The sequence below is a fragment of the Parabacteroides sp. AF18-52 genome (assembly GCF_003479145.1).
GTDB classification, from domain to species: domain Bacteria; phylum Bacteroidota; class Bacteroidia; order Bacteroidales; family Tannerellaceae; genus Parabacteroides; species Parabacteroides faecis.
This window is the reverse complement of record NZ_QUGR01000005.1, coordinates 333,820-356,659: the sequence shown is the minus strand read 5'-3', so window position 1 is coordinate 356,659 and position 22,840 is coordinate 333,820. Positions and strand designations below refer to the sequence as shown.

General features: G+C 45.0%; 14 protein-coding genes. 6 read left to right on the top strand and 8 right to left on the bottom strand.

Going from position 1 to position 22,840, the window contains the following annotated elements; all coding sequences use genetic code 11:
* Positions 1 to 68 precede the first annotated feature (68 nt).
* The 6 genes from DWX23_RS11580 (at position 69) to DWX23_RS11555 (ending at position 10,187) form a co-directional block, all read left to right on the top strand.
* Entirely contained in the window at positions 69 to 3,359 is a 3,291-nt protein-coding gene (locus DWX23_RS11580; RefSeq protein WP_122374595.1) for a SusC/RagA family TonB-linked outer membrane protein, read from the top strand.
* 15 nt (positions 3,360 to 3,374) lie between these two features.
* Positions 3,375 to 5,066 (top strand): RagB/SusD family nutrient uptake outer membrane protein, encoded by a 1,692-nt coding sequence (locus tag DWX23_RS11575; RefSeq protein ID WP_122374594.1) that lies wholly within the window; start codon positions 3,375 to 3,377, stop codon positions 5,064 to 5,066.
* Between the two features lie 92 nt (positions 5,067 to 5,158).
* On the top strand, positions 5,159 to 6,679 hold the full coding sequence (locus tag DWX23_RS11570) for a sulfatase-like hydrolase/transferase (protein WP_122374621.1): 1,521 nt from the start codon (positions 5,159 to 5,161) through the stop codon (positions 6,677 to 6,679).
* A 98-nt stretch (positions 6,680 to 6,777) separates the two neighbouring features.
* Positions 6,778 to 8,181, top strand: a complete 1,404-nt coding sequence (locus DWX23_RS11565) for a Gfo/Idh/MocA family protein (RefSeq protein ID WP_122374593.1) — start codon at positions 6,778 to 6,780, stop codon at positions 8,179 to 8,181.
* Positions 8,182 to 8,335: 154 nt separating this feature from the next.
* Positions 8,336 to 9,151, top strand: a complete 816-nt coding sequence (locus DWX23_RS11560) for an AraC family transcriptional regulator (RefSeq protein ID WP_122374620.1) — start codon at positions 8,336 to 8,338, stop codon at positions 9,149 to 9,151.
* A gap of 130 nt (positions 9,152 to 9,281) precedes the next feature.
* Entirely contained in the window at positions 9,282 to 10,187 is a 906-nt protein-coding gene (locus tag DWX23_RS11555; RefSeq protein WP_122374592.1) for an alpha/beta hydrolase, read from the top strand.
* 108 nt (positions 10,188 to 10,295) lie between these two features.
* On the opposite strand, the gene DWX23_RS11550 is transcribed toward DWX23_RS11555, so the two are convergent.
* From DWX23_RS11550 to DWX23_RS11515, 8 genes are all read right to left on the bottom strand, one after another.
* Positions 10,296 to 12,227, bottom strand: a complete 1,932-nt coding sequence (locus tag DWX23_RS11550) for an NAD(+) synthase (RefSeq protein WP_122374591.1) — start codon at positions 12,225 to 12,227, stop codon at positions 10,296 to 10,298.
* Between the two features lie 11 nt (positions 12,228 to 12,238).
* Positions 12,239 to 12,562 (bottom strand): type II toxin-antitoxin system RelE/ParE family toxin, encoded by a 324-nt coding sequence (locus DWX23_RS11545; RefSeq protein WP_122374590.1) that lies wholly within the window; start codon positions 12,560 to 12,562, stop codon positions 12,239 to 12,241.
* On the bottom strand, positions 12,550 to 12,939 hold the full coding sequence (locus DWX23_RS25140; RefSeq protein WP_122374589.1) for a hypothetical protein: 390 nt from the start codon (positions 12,937 to 12,939) through the stop codon (positions 12,550 to 12,552). The genes DWX23_RS11545 and DWX23_RS25140 overlap by 13 nt, the downstream gene beginning before the upstream one ends.
* A 123-nt stretch (positions 12,940 to 13,062) precedes the next feature.
* A complete protein-coding gene (locus DWX23_RS11535; protein WP_122357237.1) occupies positions 13,063 to 15,249 on the bottom strand; it encodes a glutamine synthetase III in 2,187 nt (728 codons plus the stop codon).
* Between the two features lie 302 nt (positions 15,250 to 15,551).
* A complete protein-coding gene (locus DWX23_RS11530; RefSeq protein WP_122357238.1) occupies positions 15,552 to 16,778 on the bottom strand; it encodes an LL-diaminopimelate aminotransferase in 1,227 nt (408 codons plus the stop codon).
* 58 nt (positions 16,779 to 16,836) lie between these two features.
* On the bottom strand, positions 16,837 to 17,646 hold the full coding sequence (gene dapF, locus DWX23_RS11525; protein ID WP_122374588.1) for a diaminopimelate epimerase: 810 nt from the start codon (positions 17,644 to 17,646) through the stop codon (positions 16,837 to 16,839).
* A 387-nt stretch (positions 17,647 to 18,033) separates the two neighbouring features.
* Positions 18,034 to 21,207, bottom strand: a complete 3,174-nt coding sequence (locus DWX23_RS11520; protein WP_158607072.1) for a glycosyl hydrolase — start codon at positions 21,205 to 21,207, stop codon at positions 18,034 to 18,036.
* 90 nt (positions 21,208 to 21,297) lie between these two features.
* Positions 21,298 to 22,833, bottom strand: a complete 1,536-nt coding sequence (locus DWX23_RS11515; RefSeq protein WP_122357240.1) for a RagB/SusD family nutrient uptake outer membrane protein — start codon at positions 22,831 to 22,833, stop codon at positions 21,298 to 21,300.
* Positions 22,834 to 22,840: the final 7 nt, after the last annotated feature.

Genomic DNA, 22,840 nt, shown 5'->3' with positions numbered 1-22,840 from the left:
TTAATCTAATTCGAATATAATAACTTACAGAGAACAACTAATCATAATTTAAATCTAACATTTTAGAAATGAACTATCTAAAAAAGACCGGGAAGCTAATGGCTACAGCATGTATGATCGCTGGTTTACCTTTAGTATCCGGAGCCGCTTCTGCGTCAAAATTACAGACTCATGTCATGTCTGTCCAGATGGAAAGTGCAAGTTTAAAAGAACTGTTCGAACTGATAGAACAGAAGTTCGATTACACTTTCCTTATCCGTAACAACGATATCGACCTGAACGAGCGGGTTTCTCTTGATATGAGGAATCGGTCGGTCGAAGAAATCCTAAGGATTGCATTGAAAAATCAGCATGCTGATTTTATTGTAAACGACAACCGAATTGTCGTTTACAAGGTTAATTCTAAACCAGAATCGATTAAATCTTTTGAAAAACAGGTTACTCAGCAAGAGATAAAAATAACTGGTACTGTTTATGATGCAGTTACAGGCGACCCTGTTATCGGTGCTAATGTTATCGTGAAAGGTACTACGAACGGTACTAGTACGGATTTTGATGGTAATTTTACAATGGAAGCTCCGGCAGGCGCCACATTGGTAGTCTCTTATATCGGTTATTTGCCGATAGAGGTAAAGGCGGCAAGCGAGATGAAGATCAAAATCAAGGAAGATACCCAGAACCTTGATGAAGTGGTAGTAGTGGGGTATACGGTTCAGAAGAAAGAGAGTCTGACAGGTGCCATGCAGGTAATCAGCAATGAAAAACTGATGGACTCGACTTCCCCTACGGTAGAAAACCTGTTGTCGGGCAAGGCTCCTGGTGTATATGTAACTACCGGTGGAGGACAACCGGGTGCTGCGGGTAAAGTTGTGATCCGTGGTAAATCAACAGTAAACGGTAGTACAGATCCGTTGTGGATTGTAGATGGAGTAATCGTTGGTAGTAGTGCCGGGAGTTTGAACCCTGCCGATATAGAGTCGATGTCCATTTTGAAAGATGCGGCTTCGACCGCTATCTATGGTTCGCAAGGAGCAAATGGTGTAATCGTTGTAACAACCAAAAAAGGTAAGACAGGTAAGGCTACGATCAACGCTTCCGTAAAACTGGGTGTCAACCAGTTGCACCGTGGTAATCTGGATATGATGAATGGTGCTGAATTATATGATTATTATGATTCATTTGCCAATAAAGGAGCTATTCCTTCTTACTTTACTCCGGATTTGCGCGACCGCAATTTTGACTGGTGGAAAGAAGGTACGCATCTGGGACTGGCACAGGATTATAATCTGTCGGTATCCGGTGGTTCCGAAAATATCAAGACCTATGCTTCGATCGGTGTTTATGATGAGGATGGTGCCGTAAAGGGATATGACTATACTCGTTATAATCTGCGTTTCAATGTTGATTACAAGGCTACGGACTGGTTGACCATCAAACCGAAGGTATGGGCTACCCGTAGCGATATCATGGACCAGCAGCATGATATCAGTTCGATCATGTATGTGGATTTCCCCTGGGACTCACCATACGATGAAAATGGCGAACTGATACAGCAATACAAACCGACGAACTGGATTAATAGTGATGCTACAAACTATTTGTATGACAACCAGTGGAACTACGAAAAGAAAACATCCTATGAGTTCATGGGTAACTTCGACTTCGATATCAAGTTAACTGACTGGTTGACTTTCGCTTCCGTTAACAACTATAAATACGGAAGTACGGCTTTGAAGAATTATAAAGATCCACGTTCGCAGGGTGGTAAGGCTGATAAGGGCTTGTTGCAGGATAAGACTACTTCCTATTATCGTGTCTACAGTAACCAGTTGCTCCGTTTCAATAAGGTGTTCGACAAACATTCCGTGAATGCGATCCTGGCTTATGAATGGAATACCTATACACAGGAAATAAAAGATCAGACAGCTGCCAGCTTCGCCCCCGGTTTCTCTGTGGCGGATGTGGCGGTAACTCCTAAAAAGACCAAAGGTAGCCAGAGCGAATGGGCTGTACAATCTTATTTGTTCAATGCTAACTATGCTTATGATAACCGTTATCTGTTGTCATTCTCTTTCCGTCGCGACGGAGCTTCAAACTTTGGACAGAATGCCAAATATGGTAATTTCTTCTCTATCAGCGGTGGTTGGAATATTCATCAGGAAGAGTTTTTCAAGGCATCCGATTGGGTACAGCAATTGAAGTTGCGTGCCAGCTACGGTTCGGTAGGTAACCGTCCGACACAGTTATATCCTCAGTACACCTTATATAACCTGGGGTCAGGATACAATGGCGATCCGGGTGCTTATATCTATCAGGTGAAAAATGATGATCTTACCTGGGAAAAAACATACACGGCCGGCGTAGGTATCGATGCGATCCTGTTTGATCGTTTGACTATCAATCTGGATTATTATAACAAGAAAACAACCGACTTGCTGTATTACGTACCGCTACCGGGCGTAACGGGTGTAACAGGTGTATACCGTAACGTCGGTTCTGTAAAAAATAACGGTTTCGAGGCTTCTTTGAGCATGGATATCCTGAAAGGAAAAGACTGGAACTGGAATGTATCGGCAAATATCGGTCTGAACCGTAATAAGGTAACCGAACTGTATGGCGGCAAGAGTCAGATCATTACAGGTAATGCAGGTACGAATACCTATATTTATATGGATAAGGTTGTGATGCCCGGACATGATGTAGATACATGGTATGGTACGGAATGGGCCGGTGTAGATACGGAAACGGGTTCTCCGCTATGGTTCACTACAAATGAACAGGGCGAGCGTGTAACAACCTCCAGCTACGGGGAAGCTTCTAAAAATCAGGTCGTATTAGGAAAGCAGACTCCGGATTTCTATGGAGGTTTTTCCACAGACGTATCCTGGAAAAACTTTGACCTGTCGGCCGTATTCGGTTACTCGGTAGGTGGCAAGATCTTCAATTACGACCGTTCGATGTACGATAGTGACGGTGCGTATGTAAACTACAATCAGATGAACCTGAAGAAAGGTTGGAATCGCTGGGAAAAACCAGGTGATATCGCAACCCATCCGAAAGCTGAATATGGAAACAAGAGTCAGTCGAGCCGTGGATCTTCCCGTTACCTGGAAGATGCCAGCTATCTGCGTCTGCGTAGCCTGACATTAGGTTATAACGTGCCGACTGCCAAAATTCCTTATATAGATCATTTGCGCTTGTTCTTCTCCGGTGAGAATCTGTTCGTTATATCCGGTTTCTCGGGTATCGACCCCGAACTTCCTGTTAACGAAGTGAGCAAGTCGGGACAGAACGGTGTCGCTATCGCTCCATATCCCCAGGTGCGTAAATTTATGTTTGGTCTGAATGTTACATTTTAATTAAAGGAAAACGAAATGAAAAAAATAGCTATAGCAGCGTTGGCTGCTGCTGCCACAATGATTACCAGTTGTGATATCGACCGTGCCCCGTATGGTTATTATACGGATGATAAGATCATGGCCGATAAGGAAGCAGCCGTAGATGTTTTATTGAACGGATGTTATTCTAAAATGAAGACCGCTTCTGAGCATCTTCATTATTGCGGTGAATTCCCGAGCGATAACGTTTGTAAGGATAAACCGACAACTAATCCGTTCGGTACTTATTTTACGTATCAGCATACTGTAAATAATTCCGGCCTTTCTACCGTTTGGAATAGTGCATACAATATTATTTCCCAAACAAGTTCGCTGATGAACATGATCCAGGAGGGTGAGTCAGTAGAGCTCGATAATAAATTGGGGCAGGCTTATTATATGCGGGGAATGATGTATTTCTACCTTTGCCGTGTGTTTGGCCGTCCTTATTACCAAGAACCAGGCAAGAATCTGGGGGTGCCCATCGTGAACGGTATGCCGGAGGACCTGTCGAACCTGAATCTTCCGGATCGTTCAACCGTGAAGGAAACTTACGAACAAGTACTGGCCGACTTGAAGAAAGCGGAACAACTGATGACTGGCTTTAAGTCGGGTACTTATGTATCTAAGTATGCGGCTCAGGCTTTGTTGGCAAAAGTATATATGTATATGAGCGGTACATTCGAAAACCCTGATAAGGAGTTTGCTCAATTGTCATATAATTATGCGAACACTGTTATTGAGAGCGGACAGTTCTCTTTGTTAAATCGCAGTTCATTTATGAGATATAATGAACTGGCTCCTGACGATCCTTCTCAGACGGAAACGATTTTTGCCGTGAAATATATCGCATCTGATGTGGCCGACTGGGGCGATCCGATAGGAAGTATGTATGCGGAAATCGACGGCCAGGGCTGGGGGGAAGTATATGCAAGTGCCAAGTATATGGATTTGTTGCATGAAACCGGTAAAGATACCGATGCCCGTGAAGCCTTTATCCATCCGCAGTATAAGACGGATGATAATGACCAGCAGATCCCTGCATTCCGTTTTGTCGCTGAGTTATATGTGGATGGAAAACTTTCCAGTTATGTATATCGCCAGGGAGAAACGAAAGAAGTGGGTGGCAAGTTGGTCGCTACGATCGAATCAAAGGAATATGAACTGACTCCGGTAGATGTGGCAAATAAACGTTATTCGATTGTTTATGAGGGCAAGACATATGTAGGAGATTATGATTACTATATGCTGGAAAGCCAGGGTAATCCGAAATTTTTCAGCTATAAATGTTCTAAACAGGACGGGTATCCTCATTTGTATTCACCGATCATTTCACGCTTGGGTGAAATATATCTGATACGTGCGGAAGCAAGTGCCAAATTAGGCAATTATCCGAAAGCATTGTCTGATCTGAATGTGGTTCGCGAACGTTCACTGCCGGATGCAGCCTACACTTCCCTGGATGCTACCAATGCACAGGAACGTATCATGAAGGAAAGACAACTGGAACTGGCTTATGAAGCGGACCGTGGTTTTGACGTGTACCGGGTGGGAGAGACAATGGTACGCCGTTATCCCGGTTTTCACGATGGTATTCCTGAATATCCGGCAACAAGTCCGTTCGCAATTCAGTATATACCTCAATCGGAGATCAATGCTTATCCGGGTACACTGACACAAAATCCATAAACGGATAGTATGAGATCCGTATGATTTGTTATATTTGCAGGCGTTGATTGTCACAATCAACGCCTGCATTATTATATATGAAAAACATGAATATGAAAAATCTACTATGTGTAGCAACCGGAATAGGAGCCTTGTCCGGATTAAACGCCTTCGCTCAGACTGGGCAGCAGCCTAATGTTGTAATTATTGTAGCTGATGATCTGGGGTACGGCGATCTGAGTTGTTATGGTGCGACCCGTATTCATACACCGGGTATGGACCGGATAGCCAATGAAGGGCTGCGTTTTACACAGGGGTATTGTACGGCAGCAACTTCTACACCCAGCCGTTATTCCTTGCTGACAGGATTGTATCCCTGGACTAACAAAGACGCCAAAATACTTCCGGGGAATGCGGCTTTGATCATTAATACCCAGCAAATCACTTTGCCGAAAGTGATGAAGCAGGCGGGATATGTGACAGGTTCTGTCGGTAAATGGCATCTGGGATTGGGTGACGGTGCCGTCGATTGGAACGAAACTGTTTATCCCGGGGCGAAAGAAGTTGGATATGATTATTCTTTTATCCAAGCAGCGACCAACGACCGGGTTCCTTGTATTTTTATTGAAAACGGAAAGGGTGTCGGACTGGAACCGAATGATCCGTTATATGTCAGTTATAAGCATAATTTCCCGGGTGAACCTACCGGTAAGGATAACCCGGAATTGCTTCGGATGCATCCGAGTGTGGGGCATGCCGGATCGATCGTGAATGGCGTACCCCGTATCGGATTCCAGAAAGGCGGCAAGGCGGCCCAGTGGAAAGACGAGGATATGGCTGAATTGTTCCTGGAGAAGGCGAAAGGATTTCTTAAAGACAATAAGGATAAACCGTTCTTCCTGTATTACGGATTGCACCAGCCTCATGTGCCTCGTGTGCCGAATCAAAAATTTGTCGGAAAGTCGGGCATGGGACCTCGCGGGGATGTTATTCTGGAGGCTGACTGGTGTGTGACGGAGTTTTTGAACGAGTTGGATAAGTTGGGATTGACAGAGAATACGTTGGTGATCTTTACCAGCGATAATGGTCCCGTGCTGGATGACGGTTATCAGGATCAGGCAGTGGAACTGGTTGGTGATCATAAAATGGCAGGTCCTTACCGCGGTGGGAAAACCAGTTTATACGATGGGGGTACTTGTATTCCGTTCCTGTTGCGCTGGCCGGCTGTCGTTAGCCCCGGAGTGTCGGATGCTTTGATTTGTCAAATGGATTTGCTGGCCTCTCTGGCGGCATTGACAGGGCAGACCTATTCGGATAAGACTGATAGCCAGAATACCTTGCCCGTGTTTTTGGGAAAAAGCGATCAGGGACGTAAAGAGCTGGTTACTGAAGGTTATTTCAATTATGCCCTGCATCAGGGTGATTGGGTGATGATCCCGCCTTACCCTGCTTATTATGACGATCCTGACGGCGTCGGTTTTTCAGGACTGGGAAACTGTTATCAATTGTATAATATAAAGGAAGATATCGGACAGGAACATAACCTGGCGGAGAAGGAATCAAGGCGTTTGAGGCAAATGATTATGACGTTTGAAAAGCTTAAAAGAGAGACCGGAAAGATTACAAATTATTAATTGGTGATTTTGATTGATTCTTTTTTTCTAAACATATTTGAGAAGTTGATTAAATATTATAAATTTGCCCACTTAACATAAAATACTAAATAAAGAACATGGAAAACACTCGTCGTTCCTTTCTTAAAAAAATGACTGCAGCCGGAGTTGGTGCAGCAGGTTTGGCTATGGCTGGTACCGCCTCTGCCACTACAGTAGCAGGTTCTCCGGAACCTCAGAAGAAGAAAACAGCCGGAAAAGATGATGGCAAACTGCGTTTCGGATTTATCGGAACAGGTTCACGTTGCCATGAACACATCAATAATGTGTTGGCTATTCCGGGAAACAAGATCGTTGCTATCTGTGATATTCAACAGGGGCCGATCGACAGAACTCTCAAACACATTGCTAAATTTAACGTAGATGCACCTAAGGTTTATAAGGGCGGTGAACGTGAATTTGAAAAGATGTTGAATAACGAAGAATTCGACTGTGTGATCATTGCCAGCCCTTGGGAATGGCACGTGCCGATGTCGTTAGCAGCCATGAAGGCTGGCGTTCCTTATGTTGGCGTGGAAGTTTCCGCAGCTAATACAGTTGAAGAATGCTGGGATCTGGTCAATGTATCGGAAGCAACAGGCAGCCATTTGAACATCATGGAAAATGTGTGCTATCGTCGTGACTGTATGGCTGCATTGAACATGGTTCGCGAAGGGTTGTTCGGTGAACTGCTGCATGGTGGTTGCGGTTACGAACATGACTTACGTGATGTGAAGTTTAATGACGGTAAGAATTATACTTACCAGAAGGGTGGCGAGTTGCGTATGGGACCGGAGGCTTTTGCTGAAGCTCAGTGGCGTACGAATCACTCCGTACATCGTAATGGTGATATTTACCCGACTCACGGTATCGGACCGGTTGCTAACTGTATGGACATCAACCGCGGTAACCGTTTCCTTTCTCTTTCTGCCATGGCAACTCAGTCTCGCGGATTGCATAAGTTTATCGTAGATAATGGTGGCGAAAACCATCCGTTGGCTAAAGTTCGTTTTAACCTGGGTGACATCGTGACTTCTATGATCAAATGTGCGAACGGCCAAACAATCATCGTAACCCACGATACAAACTCTCCTCGTCCTTATTCTTTGGGATTCCGTATTCAGGGAACAGAAGGTTTGTGGATGAACGATGGCGATCATGTGTATGTAGAGAATCAGTCTAAACCTCACCGTTGGGATGACTCTGAAGAATGGTTTAAGAAATACGACCACAAATTGTGGGCCCAGTTGGATGCTCAGGCAAAAGAAGCCGGTCACGGTGGTATGGACTTCATTATGATGTACGACCTGATTGACCGCATCAAAAACAAACGTCCGGCTCCTATGGACTGCTATGATGCTGCAGCTTGGAGTGCTATCTCAGGTTTGTCTGAAATGTCTATCGCCCGTGGCGGTGCATTAGTTGATTTCCCTGACTTCACTCGCGGACAGTGGATTCACCGTAAACCGGAATTCGGTTTATAATTAATAAATAAGCGATAAAAAAAGAAGGAGATGTGTCTTTGGATGCATCTCCTTTTCTTTTTATAAGAGCCGGATAGAATAGTGTATTTGAGCCGTTAAGAAAAATCTTATTTGTCTGTTGTTTTGTATATTTGTGGAAAATAAGAAGGATAAAATGGAACAGCAAGAGACTACTATATTCAGTTATTCGGATATTATATTCAGTTTTTTCCTGAATAATGATACGGTCTGTAGCCACAAAGCCGTGTCGCATCTGTTGATTTATGTGTATTCGGGGCAAATGTCTATCCAGGAGAATGGGCAGGAGATTACTGCCGGAGCCGGTGAATGTGTGTTCGTTAAGCGGGATCATACGGTGACTATCAATAAGGGACCTGCCAAAGGGGAACAATATAGGGGGATTACACTGAAATTCAACAGGAACTTTCTACGTGACTATTACCGTTCCTTAGATCGGAAAGATATTCCCAAAGGAGCGAAACCATTGGCTGTGTCTGTTTTGAAACTTCCTGAATCTGCCGATATCCAGAGCTTATTCTTTTCAATGGTCCCTTACTTTAATTCGGAGAACAAGCCGAATGATGAGTTGATGCAGTTGAAACTACGCGAGGGATTGATCTCCCTGCTGGCGATGAATAAAGATTTTTATCCTACGCTTTTTGATTTTACGGAACCGTGGAAGATCGATATACTTGATTTCCTGAATAAGAATTATATGCACGATCTGTCTATGGAGGAGATCGCTTTATATACAGGGAGGAGCCTGGCGACTTTCAAGAGGGATTTCAGGAAAATAAGCAGTTTGTCGCCTCAGAAATGGATTATGCAGAAGAGGTTGGATGTCGCTTATGAAAAGATCAGGAGCGGGGGAGAGAAAATATCGGACGTGTGTTTTAGTGTCGGTTTTAAAAACAGGTCTCATTTTACTACGGCTTTCAAAAAACAATTTGGGTTTACACCTGCCCGGTAGATATGTATCCCTGTGTTCTGAGCTTTTCCGAAACATCTTTTTGAGCCAATGGGAAAAACTTATAGGATGGATTCCTGTTTATCTTTGTAATATATAAAGAAAGAAGGTTCAACTATAAAAATTATTGGCAATGAAGAAGAATGTGACTTTTAAAAATCGTGTTATCGATGTGGCAGCCGACCTTTACCTACCGACTGGTTTTGATGAAAATAAGAAATATGCAGCTATTGTTGTTGTTCATCCGGGAAGTAGTTGTAAGGAACAGACGGCTGCTATTTATGCGGGAAAACTGGCTGAACAAGGATTTGTTACCTTAGCTGTCAATGCTTCCTATCAGGGAGAGAGCGGTGGTGAGCCACGGGATATAGAAGATCCGGCAACACGTGTCGAAGATATACGTTGTGCGGTGGATTTTTTGACAACACTTCCTTATGTGGATGAAGAACGTATCGGTGGTCTTGGTATATGTGCCGGCGGAGGTTACATCGTGAATGCCGCAATGACGGAACGCCGTATCAAAGCGGTAGGTACGTCTGTAGGTGCTAATATTGGCCGGGTAAATAACGAAGGGCCTGCCGAAGAGGTGATCAAGGTGCTGGAGATGATTGGCCGACAGCGTACGGCGGAAGCTCGAGGTGCAGAACCGCTGATTGTGCCCTGGGTGGCAGCTGAAAGCAAAGATGCCGAAGATATAGATTTGCGTGAGGCGTATGAGTATTACTTGACTCCGCGTGGACAACATCCGAATTCAACAAATAAATTACGTTTTATAAGTATGGCTTCCGTAATCGCTTTCGATGCTTTTCATATGGTGGACAAACTGCTGACGCAACCTTTACAGATCATTGTCGGTGCTAAAGGCGGTGTGTTCAAGTCTTTCCAGGATGGCAAAGAACTTTACAAACGGGCTGCATCGAAAGAAAAGGATTTGCTTGTTTTTGAGAATGCTTCCCATTATGACCTGTATGATAATCCGGAGTATGTGAATCCGGCTGTTGAGAAACTGACAGGGTTCTATCGTAAATATCTGGGATAACGAAGTAAGATAGATATCTTCTGATAGACAGGGATAAATAAAGAGCGTATCTGTGTTCCGTAAAGGATGATGGATATGCTCTTTATTTATTTATAAGTTCTGTCTTTTTCAATCTAAAGCTTCTATCTCTTTCAGCCATAACGTTGCCATCGCATCGCTCGGCATACGCCAGTCGCCGCGTGGGGAAAGACTGACGGAACCGACTTTCGGGCCGTCGGGCAGGCAACTTCGTTTGAACTGTTGCTGGAAGAAACGGCGGAAGAAAGTGTAGAGCCATTTTTTGATTGTCTCTTTGTCGTAATTGTCCTTGAAAGCCTGTTGTGCCAGGAAGTAGATCTTGACAGGTGAGGAGCCGAAGCGGAGGAAATGATACAGGAAGAAATCGTGTAGTTCGTAAGGGCCTACCAGGTCTTCCGTTTTTTGTTTGATATTTCCGTTTTCATCTGCCGGGATCAGTTCGGGGCTGATAGGGGTATCGACGATATCCAGCAAGGTAGCGCGGGAGGCTTCATCCACCCGGTTGTGGGCAACCCATTCCACTAGGTATTTGACTAATGTTTTAGGGATGCTTCCGTTAACACCGTACATCGACATATGATCGCCGTTGTAGGTCGCCCAACCCAGTGCCAGTTCCGACAGGTCGCCGGTTCCGATCACCATACCGTTTTCCTGGTTGGCAACGTCCATCAGGATTTGGGTACGTTCGCGTGCCTGGCTGTTCTCGTAAGTAACATCATGGACAGACGGATCGTGGTTGATGTCTTTGAAGTGTTGGAGGCAGGCATCTTTGATCGAAATTTCTTTTAGTGTGACACCCAATGAACGGATCAGGTCGCAAGCATTGGTATAGGTGCGGTCGGTGGTTCCGAAGCCGGGCATGGTGATACCGAGTATCTGACCCCGGGGGATACCGAGCGCATCGAAGGTCATCACGGTTACCAACAGGGCTAATGTGGAATCCAGTCCACCCGAAATACCGACAACCGCCGTTTTAGAGTGGGTATGGACCATGCGTTTGGCTAGTCCGGCCACCTGAATCTGGAAGATTTCTTCGCAACGCTCTTTTAAAGCATCGCCGGAAGGAGTGAAAGGATGCGGGTCGATCGGGCGCGTCAGTACCGGATCTCCGGAAGTTTCGGACAGGGCGAACGGGACTACGATCGTTTCCTCCGGTAATAAAGTGGAGGCTCCGTGCATGAAGCTGGTGTTCACGCGACGGTCGTTTTGCAGGTTTTCAACGTCGATCTCACTGATGATGAGTTGTTCCTGCATGGTGAAGCGCGGCGATTCTTCCAGGAGATTTCCGTTTTCGGCAATGATGCCGTTACCCGCAAAAACAAGGTCTGTACTGGATTCTCCGAAACCGGCGGAGGCGTAGACATATCCTGCCATACAACGGGCAGATTGCTGGCAGATCAGTGAACGGAGGTAATGGTGTTTACCGATCAGTTCGTTACTGGCGGATATATTTACCAGGATATTGGCTCCTTCCATCGCCAGTAGGGAACTAGGGGGAACGGGAACCCATAAGTCTTCACATATCTCGATACCGATTTTTACCTGTCCGGAGGTGAATAATAGGTGACTATTCATCGGGTATGCGTTGTTTCCGATCGAGATGGTTTTATCCCATAGCTCGGTAGCGGAAGTAAACCAGCGCTGTTCCTGAAATTCTTTGTAGTTCGGCAGATATGTTTTGGGAACTACGCCTATTATCTTTCCGCTTTGAAAAGCGATAGCGGCATTGATCAGTCGGTTGTCCGTTACGAGCGGGGCACCTACGATGGTGAGCAGGTTCAGGTCGGCGGTGTCGTTGACGAGTTTTAATAGGGCCTGTTCTGCATTCTTCAGTAAAGTTTGCTGGGCAAACAAGTCCAGGCAGGTATAGGCCGTCACCGATAATTCAGGAAAAGCGATCAGTTGGACTCCCTTTTCCGATGCCTGACGTATCAGGCTTTCTATCTGCCCTATATTATAAGAACAGTCTGCCACCTGTACGTGAGGGACGGCTGCTGCTACTTTTATAAATCCGTAGTTCATATTCTATTTGTTTATCGTATTGTTTGTTTGAGTTTATCGGGGGCTTGCCGGCAATCGAAGATATTATTTATACGTATCTTATCTTTATTGATGTGATAAACGATCTTATAATGACCACTAATCAAATAACGATACTCGCGAGGATCATCGGCTAAAGATGGCTCTATTTGTCCTATGAAAGGCATGTGTATAAGCCGTCTTGCTTCTGCTTGAATAGCTTCAATTATACTTTGGGCAACTCTTAAAGAGACCTCTTTTTTATAGTATAAGGCTATGGCTTTTAATTCTTTTTGGGCAGGTCGGGACCAAATAAGACGATACGCTATTTCCACCATGTTTTTATTTCTTCAGAAAGTTCTTCATCGGTGATATATTCTCCGCGCTCGATTGCTTCTTCCGATTCCCTGATTGCCGCAATCATTTCTTCTTGCGAATGAACGACGCAAGGACGAGGATTCTCTTTCTTGGCAAAGAATTGAAGCATTCCTGTTTCATTAATTCCTTTTCCTTCGTGAAGCTCTTTTTCTGCTTGGTCGATTTCTTGGTTGGCTTCTTCAAGGCTATATGCGATAGGAGACAAAGTAATAGTCTTTTTCGTCATTATCCGCTTCGCATACTTTTCCAGTTTAGCCATTGTTTCGAGGCTATCCATCTTGTTGAGATATTCCTTGATGAAGTTTTCTCTCCATTGTTGTAATTCCATTGCCGTCATAACGTAAACTCCTTTCTTATATAATGATGATCCAAAGGTATGTATTTCTCCGGGAATATGAAAGAAGGGAAGCCATACTTCGTAGCATGCTTCCCTTTAAAACACAAAACAATCAACAAAAAACTATCTGATAAATAATAATTCGCGATATTTTGGTAATGTCCACATCTGGTCGTCTACAACCAGTTCCAGTTTGTCGATGTGGTAGCGGATCTCTTCCAGCATCGGGACGATGGTGTCGTGGTAGGCAATGGCCTTTTCGCGTTCGCTCTCGATCTTGTTGGCAACCTTACGGGCTTCGATCATTTCGTCGACCTTTTCCTTGATGAAGTTGGTGCGGCAAGCGATGTCTTCGATGATCTCCAGGTTGCGGGCGGAAAGGACGGATGCCTTGTCTGCCGGAAAAAGATCTTTCATTTTATAAACGTTATCGACCAGCGAAGTCTGATAGCGGGTGGCGATAGGGATGATATGGTTCATCGTCAGGTCGCCTAATACACGGGCTTCGATCTGTATCTTCTTTGTGTATGTTTCCCATTTCACTTCGTTACGGGCTTCCAGCTCTTTGCGGGTCATGACACCTGTCGACTCGAACATCTTGATGCTACTTTCTTTCAGGTAATTGTCGAAAATGACCGGAACACTGGTTTCACAATCCAGGCCGCGGCGTTTGGCCTCTTCTTTCCATTCATCGCTATAACCGTTGCCGTCGAAATGGATGGCTTTGCATTCTTTGATGTCTTTGCGGAGTACTTCCAGAATGGCTGCAAACTTGTCTTTGCCGGTTGCGATCTTTCCGTCTACCTCTGCTTTAAATAACTTCAATTGTTCGGCAACTGCGGCATTCAGAGCCAGCATCGCCGAGGCACAATTGGCTTCGGAACCTACGGCGCGAAATTCGAAACGGTTTCCGGTGAAAGCGAAAGGGGAGGTACGGTTACGGTCGGTGTTATCGATCAGTAATTCGGGGATACGGGCGATATCCAGTTTCATTCCTTGTTTACCGGCCAGCATGAGATCCTCCGGTTCACTCTTTTCCAGATGGTCTAAAACCTGTGATAACTGGGTCCCCAGGAAGCTGGAGATAATTGCGGGAGGTGCTTCGTTGGCTCCCAGGCGGTGGGCGTTGGTTGCACTGGAGATACTCGCTTTCAGTAATCCGTTGTGACGATAAACGGCCATCAAAACATTTACAACGAAAGTGATGAAGCGCAGGTTGTCCTCCGGAGTCTTCCCCGGGCCCATCAAGCCGATGCCTGTGTCGGTACCCAGTGACCAGTTGTTGTGCTTACCTGATCCGTTCACTCCTTTGAATGGCTTTTCATGCAACAGGACACGGAAACCATGCTTGCGGCTGATCTTACGCATCAGTGCCATGACGAGCAGGTTATGGTCGTTTGCCAGGTTGCATTCTTCAAAGATAGGAGCCAGTTCGAATTGGTTAGGAGCTACTTCGTTGTGGCGGGTCTTCAATGGGATACCCAATTTGAGGGATTCAATTTCCAACTCTTTCATAAATTCCATGACGCGGGTAGGAATGGCACCGAAGTAGTGATCTTCCAGTTGCTGGTTCTTGCTACTTTCGTGGCCCATCAGCGTACGACCGCTAAGCAACAGGTCAGGACGGGCGGCATACAGACCTTCGTCTACCAGGAAATATTCCTGTTCCCATCCTAGATAAGCGTATACTTTCTTTACATCCGGATTGAAATAGTGGCATACGTCGACGGCTGCTTTATTGACAGCTTCCAATGCTTTCAGCAAGGGAGCCTTATAGTCCAGCGATTCGCCGGTATAAGCAATGAAGATGGTCGGTATGCACAAGGTATCGCCAACGATGAAAGCTGGGGATGAAGGATCCCAGGCCGAATAGCCGCGTGCCTCGAAGGTATTTCGGATACCGCCGTTCGGAAAACTGGAAGCATCCGGTTCCTGTTGGATCAGGAGTTTTCCTGAAAATTCTTCAACCATTCCGCCTTTACCGTCGTGCTCTACGAAAGCGTCATGTTTTTCGGCGGTTCCTTCGGTCAGAGGATGAAACCAGTGGGTATAATGGGTTGCTCCCATTTCGATCGCCCATTTTTTCATACCGGCGGCTACGGCATCGGCCGTTTCCCGGTCGAGAGGAGTGCCGTTGTCGATAGAATCGACTAGTTTGGCATAAGCCTTTTCCGGAAGATATTTGAACATCTTCTCACGGTTGAATACGTTCTTTCCGAAATATTCGGACGGACGTTCTGCCGGGGTGGCTACTTCGGTGGCTCTTTTCTTGAAGGCCGATTCTACAACTCTGAATCTTAACTTTGACATACTATTTGATTTTAAAGTAAGTGTTTGTTATTATTTATCTTCCGGGAAGGTAGGAGGAACCTTCCTTTCCACATCCTGATGCAGTAATCACATATGTGGAGGGATTGCTGCCCTATAAAAAGGAGTATAGAGTTACCTGCCATAGTTGGGGCTTGGCATTGCGGTATAACATTCTATAAAATCGAAAAGCAGCGGCCGGCTTCTCTATACGGTCCTTTTCATGAGATAACCTGAATTGATACGTTGTTTACTCTTTTGTTTCATCCTGCTTCCTGTATTTTCAATTCTCAATTTTCAATTATTCAGAGCCACTTCTTCAGCCTGGCCATTGCCTCCAAAGTGTCGTCCCGGTCGCCAAAGGCGGTGAGTCTCAGATAGCCTTCGCCACTCGGGCCGAATCCTACGCCCGGTGTCCCTACGATATTGACTTCGTAAAGCAACTTATCAAAGAATTTCCAGGAGGAGAGACCTTTCGGAGCTTTTACCCAGAGATAAGGAGCATTTTCACCACCCCATACCTTCAGACCGCAACCCTGGAGACCCTCTTTCATAATACGTGCGTTAGTCATATAATAGTTGATCGTAGCCTTCACTTGTTCTTTTCCTTCCGGAGAGTAGACCGCTTCGGCACCCCGCTGGGTGATGTAGCTGGTCCCGTTGAATTTGGTCGTTTGACGGCGGTTCCACAGCTTGTTCAATTGTACCTTTTCGCCTCCCAACGTAAAGCCGTTCAGTTCTTTCGGCACAACCGTATATCCGCAACGTACTCCGGTGAAACCGGCGGTCTTCGAGAAGCTACGAAATTCGATAGCAACCTTTTTCGCCCCTTTGATTTCATAGATCGAGTGAGGGATGTTCGGGTCCTGTATGTAAGCTTCGTAAGCTGAATCGTACATGATCAGTACATCGTTTGCCAGCGCGTAGTTTACCCATTTCTTCAACTCGTCTTTTGTCAGGCTTGTGCCTGTCGGGTTGTTGGGGTAGCAGAGATAGAGGATATCTACCCGGCGGCTCGGAAGTTCGGGAATGAAATCGTTTTCTTCCGTGCAGGGAATATAAACGACATCGCTCCATTTTCCGTTTTCCAATACTCCGGTACGTCCGCTCATGACGTTGGAATCTATATAGACGGGGTAGACCGGATCGAGTACTCCGATACTATTATCGTGGCGGAGAATATCGCCTATATTTCCGCAATCGCTTTTGGCACCGTCACTGACGAAAACTTCGCCCGGCTCCAGAAATATCCCTCGGCTGGCATAATCATTCTTGATGATAGCGTCGATCAGGAAAGGATAACCCTGTTCGGGACCATAGCCGTGGAAATTCTCCTGGGTTGCCAGGTCGTCAACGGCTTTGTGCATCGCTTCGATAACGGCTGGTGCCAGCGGTTGTGTTACATCACCGATTCCCATGCGGATTATTTTGTCTTTAGGGTGCGTTATCTTGAAACTATTTACTTTTTTCGCAATGTCGGAAAATAAGTAACTGTTCTGTAGTTTCAGGAAATGTTCGTTAATCAGTGCCATATTCGTTCTGTTGTTTTATGTTGTTGTCTTGTGGAGACAGGGGGCGCCTGTCTTTTTGTTATACTTCTATTGTCCCTTCAAATACGGTGACTGCTCCTCCGGTCATATAGACTTTTCCATTGTCTTTATCCCAGTGGATGGTGAGCGGTCCACCGTCCATGATCACTTTTGTTTTACGTTGGGTCTTACCGCATACGACTCCAGCGACGGCGGTTGCACAAGCACCTGTTCCGCAAGCCTGGGTAATCCCTGATCCCCGTTCCCATACCCTCATCCGGACTTCATCGTCTTTCAAAACCTGTACAAACTCAACATTTATCCGGTCGGGGAAGAGGGGATGACATTCCAGCTTAGGTCCGATAGCCGGCAAGTCGATATCGTTTATATTAGTAACAAAAATAACCAGGTGAGGGTTTCCCATCGACAGGATAGTGCCGGTATAGGTTTGCCCGTCGGCTTTCAGTTCAATGGCTGGTTCAATTATTTCCGGGGTTCCCATATCGACCGTTACTTCGGTTACGGTGCCGTTGGAAACTGTTAGTTGCAGAATCTTGATGCCTGATAATGTTTCCAGTGTGACTGTCTCTTTGTCGGTTAGTCCTGCTTCGTAAACATATTTACCTATACAACGGGAAGCGTTTCCGCACATCATGGCTTCGGAGCCGTCGGCATTGAATATCCGCATGCTGAAATCGGCTTTTTCCGATGAACCGATTAAAACCAATCCATCTGATCCGATACCTGTATGCAGTGCACTCAACTTAATGGCTAGCTCTTCCGGATTTTCCAGCGGATAAGCCATCGAGTTTATGTATATGTAGTCGTTACCGGCCCCGTGCATCTTTGTGAATCTAATTGGATTTGTCATTTCGATTGTTTTACTCCTTTTGGTATTTCTTTTTGTTTTGTTGTAATGCAAATATACGACGTTTTGATATTTTATGTGCGATAAGTGCATCTAAATGTTCTATAAAACTATGTGTGGTGATAAATTGTTTTAATAATCCCCTTTGTTTGTTATGAATTATAACTATATAACAGTGAATAGGAGTATATTGTAAGTTGACGCAAGTGAAAACTTGCTGAAATATCGTTAAAAGGAGACTTGTTATTCCTGGTAAGTATGACTATTTGTCAATGAAAGGAGATAAAAGAGACGCCATTCTGAACGAAAAGTAAGTGAATCGTTCAAAATGGCGTCTTTTTGTAAAATGAGATTCGGCAATTTATCCGAATCTTTACTGGAAAAGTTTGCTTATTCCTTTTTTATAGTAACGGGTCCTACCAATCCAGCCGGCAACAATTTACTTTCAGCATTCCATCTGCAGACTGTTGCAGAAGCATGTTGCTTGCTGTTGGGTTGCTTGTCACCGACAAGACGGTTCCACCATGTGTTCACGACATCCACTTCAATCCTGTTGGTGCCTTTCACAAGAAAATCGGAGATTTCTATGGAGTAAGGATATCTCCAGAGATAAGGCAGTTCATGTCCGTTGATCGTGACCTGTGCCATCGCTTCAACCTTTCCCAGATCAATCCATACAGGAGAAGTCGGCTCTTCGGCATATTCAAATTCATTTGAATAGGTTGCAACTCCCGTGAAATATTTGATGGAAGGATCATCGAAGGTTGTCAGGTCTTTTAATTCCGGCAGGATGATACTTTCGATGGTGTCATTTGCTGCTTCAAATTTGACTTTCCAATCCCCTTTTAGTGTTTGCACAGTCGTTTTTTCAGGGAAGTTCGGTCTGTCTTTCTTCTTTTCTATCCCTTTACGGAATACGATAAACCAGGAGTCTGACTGGTCGAACTCAAGAGGGATATAGGTAAAACCGTTCTCTTCCCTGAATTCGTATAGGTCGTGCTTTTCTCCGGTAACAGCATTCCATAGTTCAGGCTGTTTTCCTGTAACCCTGAAACCGAACTCACCCTTGTTCTTGTCATCTTTCTGATTGGTAATAAAGTAGGCATCCGAATTACCAGTACTTCTGTGCGTGAATAAGAAACCTTCCGGCATGACCATATCCGGTTTCATATCCAATAATTCTGCCGCTTCATTGATATCCATATTGGAAAGAACCATTCCTTTGCCATACTTGTGTGCATGTTCGCCGTTCCCCCATAATTCGTTTGCCAGGGAAGCAACCCTGTTATCTGCGGAAGGATAATCTTTGCCGCTGGGAGAGGATAGGGGTTTGGGACCTAAGACAACCAATCCGTTTTTAACGAGTTCCGCTATCTTTTCCAACATTTCAGGACGCATGGTCTGTTGGTTGGGTAAAACAAGCAACCTGTAAGACATGCCGGATTTCAGTACCAGTTTGCCATCCTTAACATCCGCATATTTATGTAGAACTTCACTGTTAATGAAGTCATAGTCATAGCCACGAGGCAGAGACGGGTTTTTCTCACCTGTCATTTTGGGGGCATCTTCCCCGATAAAATACGCAACATCCGCCACATGCTTTCCGGTTTGTAAAATGGCAGTCGACCTGCGTACATAATCGAAATAGGAGCCGGAGTGCGGGAACCAGTTGCTGTGCCGGTTAAAGTCCATACCGAACCAGGCATTAATACCCGGCTTCTCTTCATAGGCCTGGTGGATATACACATGCAATACAAAATGGTTTATCCCTTCTGTCCAGGACCAGTCTCCCATCTTCTTCATATCCCGCGGAGTCAGGTTGAACGACCAGGAAGAGGTAAAGGCTTCGGCAGAGGTGAACGGTTTCCCGTATGTATTGGCAGCCGATGAGGCACAACGGCATTCAACGGCTCCCAGGCTTGGATCGCTTATCCAGAACTCTCCGCCGACGTCATGGCTTGCACCGCCATAATTCAGAAACTCGGCAGGGAATCCCCAGTGTCCGTAATTCTCCAGCCAAAGGCGTAATCCGTTCTCTTCGCATTTATCATGGAGTCCTCCGACATAATCAATTGCTATGCGATCGGCAACCAACCGCCGCAGATCCCACAAAAAGCGGTCGGAACGTTCGGCGCTCTCTACGATACGCCCGGTTAATACGGGCATCCATGGATATGGACTGTATCCGTATTCTTTCTCAAACAGTTCGCCGAAACCTTCCGTCCATGTATCTGAACCTTGTTCGTAGCTGTCCGCCACAACGTGCCTGAAACCTTTGCGCTGTTCAGCCGGAATGCGGCGTATGATCTCACCGACATAAGCATCGAAATGTTTGGTCGCTGTGGCTTTACTCATTTTATCTATTTCATAACCTGTACTTTCGGGAGAAGCCGGTGCGTTCTGTGTTCCGGTAAGTGCCATTCCCGTTCTTAAAACGATCCATTCCCCTTCCGGAGCCTCCCATCTTAAGACACCTTTTTCATCCACATTACCGGTGATATCGATGATTGCACCGGCACTTATTTTCAGCTCATCATTTTCCGGTTCGGCCGATTTGTTCCACATATAAGTATCGGCTTTCACCTGCGGGATATCGCTTAACCGCCCTAACTGTTTTTCTACAAAATGGGATAATCTGGCGGCTCCTGATATTTCAATTTCTCCGATATGTCCGCCATAATAGCCGTCTATGATTATCCGGAAATCGGAAGCCGTAACAGCGTCGAAACTTTCTGTAGCAGGTCCGAATGTCATACCGCCCATATTGGCATCCAATCTTGTGCGGGCAACATCACGGTAGGCAATGGTTTTGTAATCGCCTTCGCTTTGTTTGATCTGCAATTTGAAGTTTGCTCCGATACCGCTTTCCACGGGAACGAATTCGATGCTTCGTGCCGTATAAGGTTCTTTGGTATGGATATCGATGATGACAGGATATTTATCGGCTTTGAATGCGGTTTTCCTGTTTCCGTCGAACATGGCTTTTACTCCTGGCTGGTCAGCATGTATCTCTGCCATGGCGGCAGTTATGTGCCCCTGATCATCCTTGGGAGCAGGAAAAGCCTGTACGGAAACCTGTTGGAAGAAGTCTGCCGGTTGTTCCAATTGAATCTCTATCTTCTTTCCGCCTGTAACCCTGGCTTCAGACGAAGTGAGATAACGCATCGCTTCTTCAGGTTGTACCCAGGGACCTCCGGACATGCTCCATCCGGGGCCGTTGAACATACCGACTTTGATACCGAGCCTGTCTGCTTCTTTGATGGCGTGCTCTACGCAACTCCACCATTCCTCGCTGAGAACTTTCACTTTCCCCCAGGGATTCCCCGGGTCGACAACGTTGCCGATAAGGGCTTCACCGATGCCGACTTTGGCCATCGTTTCCAAATCGCGTGTAATGCCCTCTTTCGATATATTATCACTGATCCAGTACCAATAGACCCAGGGTTTCGTTGATTCGGGCGGATTGTCGAATGCTTCTTCAAAGACGGTATCGCTTTCCTCTTTACACGCATTGAACAGGATATTCGTCGATAATATCAGCAAAATAAAAAATACATTCTTCATTCTGATCATTTTAATGTTTGTGATTAAAAATAAATTCCGAAATATAAAGTAGATCTATATTCCGGAATTTAAGTTGTTTATTAGAAAGAACTACTTCAGATAGCCTTCATTTTGTGTCAGATTCTTATTACGTTCCATTTCCTGGAAAGGAATGGGGTATAACAGATACCCGGGTTTGATATTATAAGTGTTAGCCGGTAAACCAACGTCTTCTTTTTTGATATATTCACCATACGCTTTCATAACTTCAAGCGCTTTGCCTGTTCTGATCAGGTCAAACCAACGGTGGTTTTCAAAAGCAAGCTCCATTCTTCTCTCATTAGCAACTATATCTGCTGTAACAACACCATTGTATGCTTCTAAACCTGCTCTTTCACGTACACGGTTTAAGTATTTATTGGCTTCATTCGGTTTCCCTTGTTCTACAGCGCATTCTGCTAACAGTAACAATACATCTGAATACCGGTATACTGGCCAGTTATCATCCATATTACGCAGTTTGGCATGTGCATGTTGATATTTCCGGATAAAAGGAAGGGCTAACTTATAGTTTGCTATCTCCGGATCTCCGACATAGAACCAATTATCGATTTTAGTGTACATGTCGTTATCGTTGCAGACAGCTATTCCTATAGACACATCACGACGCTTGTCTTTATCAGAGAAAAGATTGATCGTTTCAGATGTAGGAACATTCCAGCCGGAATTTTCTACTAAGTTACTTCCTTGTACTCCTGTTGCAACATCAGCATTAGCTGTTCTCGGTAAGAAAATGTACAGCCAACTACTTTGTTGTCCCTGATCTCCCTGCTGATATTGGATAGAGAAAATATGTTCTTTTCCGTTTTTCTTACCGGTATCGAATACATCTGCAAATTCAGTTTCAAGATCATATCCCATTTTTGTAACGTCCAGCAATTGTCTTTCTGCTTCAGCATAATCACGATCAGGTTTGGTCATCAAGACATAGGCGTATAACGTCTTGGCGGCTCCCTGAGTTGCAGACCCGTCCTGAGGAAAGCTTACAGGTTTTAAATAGTCGATAGCCTCTTTGACATCTGTAATTATCTGTGCATATACATCCTCGACAGAAGAACGTGGCAAATCATTATTTTCAGCGCTCGTTACTTCATGCAATTGCAACGGCACACCTCCGAAGTACTGAACTAATTGGAAATAGACGAATGCTCTGATGAATTTAGCTTGTCCCAATGTTTTCTTTGTGAAATCTTCAGAGAAATTCTTTGTTTCAATTCTGTCTATCACTGTATTTGCTTTAGATATGCTTGTGTAGCAAGATTTCCACATGTCACGTACATACGTATTTTCTATAGCAACCAGGAAGTCGGCGATATTCTCTTTATCGGTTGTGGGATATCCTCTTCCTGCTTCATATCTGGTATAATGAGTATTATCGGATCTCATTTCCGACATAGACCAACCTTTATCATTATAAAGTTCACGCAAACTTGCGTAGGTGTTATTTATGGCTTGTGTGAAATGATCCTCTGTTTTAAAGAAACTCCCTTCTGTCGAAGAGCTTTGTGGCGGAATATCTAAAAAACTACTGGAACATGCAGTATTTAACAGCGCTGCTGCAAAACATATTATAAATATTTTTTTCATGTCTGAT

What these genes read in the sequence shown, in the direction of transcription:
- DWX23_RS11535 (WP_122357237.1), bottom strand. Translation starts at nt 15,249, where the DNA reads ATGTCAAAGTTAAGATTCAGAGTTGTAGAATCGGCCTTCAAGAAAAGA.
- DWX23_RS11560 (WP_122374620.1), top strand. Translation starts at nt 8,336, where the DNA reads ATGGAACAGCAAGAGACTACTATATTCAGTTATTCGGATATTATATTC.
- DWX23_RS11570 (WP_122374621.1), top strand. Translation starts at nt 5,159, where the DNA reads ATGAAAAATCTACTATGTGTAGCAACCGGAATAGGAGCCTTGTCCGGA.
- dapF (WP_122374588.1), bottom strand. Translation starts at nt 17,646, where the DNA reads ATGACAAATCCAATTAGATTCACAAAGATGCACGGGGCCGGTAACGAC.
- DWX23_RS11520 (WP_158607072.1), bottom strand. Translation starts at nt 21,207, where the DNA reads ATGAAGAATGTATTTTTTATTTTGCTGATATTATCGACGAATATCCTG.
- DWX23_RS11575 (WP_122374594.1), top strand. Translation starts at nt 3,375, where the DNA reads ATGAAAAAAATAGCTATAGCAGCGTTGGCTGCTGCTGCCACAATGATT.
- DWX23_RS11580 (WP_122374595.1), top strand. Translation starts at nt 69, where the DNA reads ATGAACTATCTAAAAAAGACCGGGAAGCTAATGGCTACAGCATGTATG.
- DWX23_RS11555 (WP_122374592.1), top strand. Translation starts at nt 9,282, where the DNA reads ATGAAGAAGAATGTGACTTTTAAAAATCGTGTTATCGATGTGGCAGCC.
- DWX23_RS11565 (WP_122374593.1), top strand. Translation starts at nt 6,778, where the DNA reads ATGGAAAACACTCGTCGTTCCTTTCTTAAAAAAATGACTGCAGCCGGA.
- DWX23_RS11550 (WP_122374591.1), bottom strand. Translation starts at nt 12,227, where the DNA reads ATGAACTACGGATTTATAAAAGTAGCAGCAGCCGTCCCTCACGTACAG.
- DWX23_RS11515 (WP_122357240.1), bottom strand. Translation starts at nt 22,833, where the DNA reads ATGAAAAAAATATTTATAATATGTTTTGCAGCAGCGCTGTTAAATACT.
- DWX23_RS25140 (WP_122374589.1), bottom strand. Translation starts at nt 12,939, where the DNA reads ATGACGGCAATGGAATTACAACAATGGAGAGAAAACTTCATCAAGGAA.
- DWX23_RS11545 (WP_122374590.1), bottom strand. Translation starts at nt 12,562, where the DNA reads ATGGTGGAAATAGCGTATCGTCTTATTTGGTCCCGACCTGCCCAAAAA.
- DWX23_RS11530 (WP_122357238.1), bottom strand. Translation starts at nt 16,778, where the DNA reads ATGGCACTGATTAACGAACATTTCCTGAAACTACAGAACAGTTACTTA.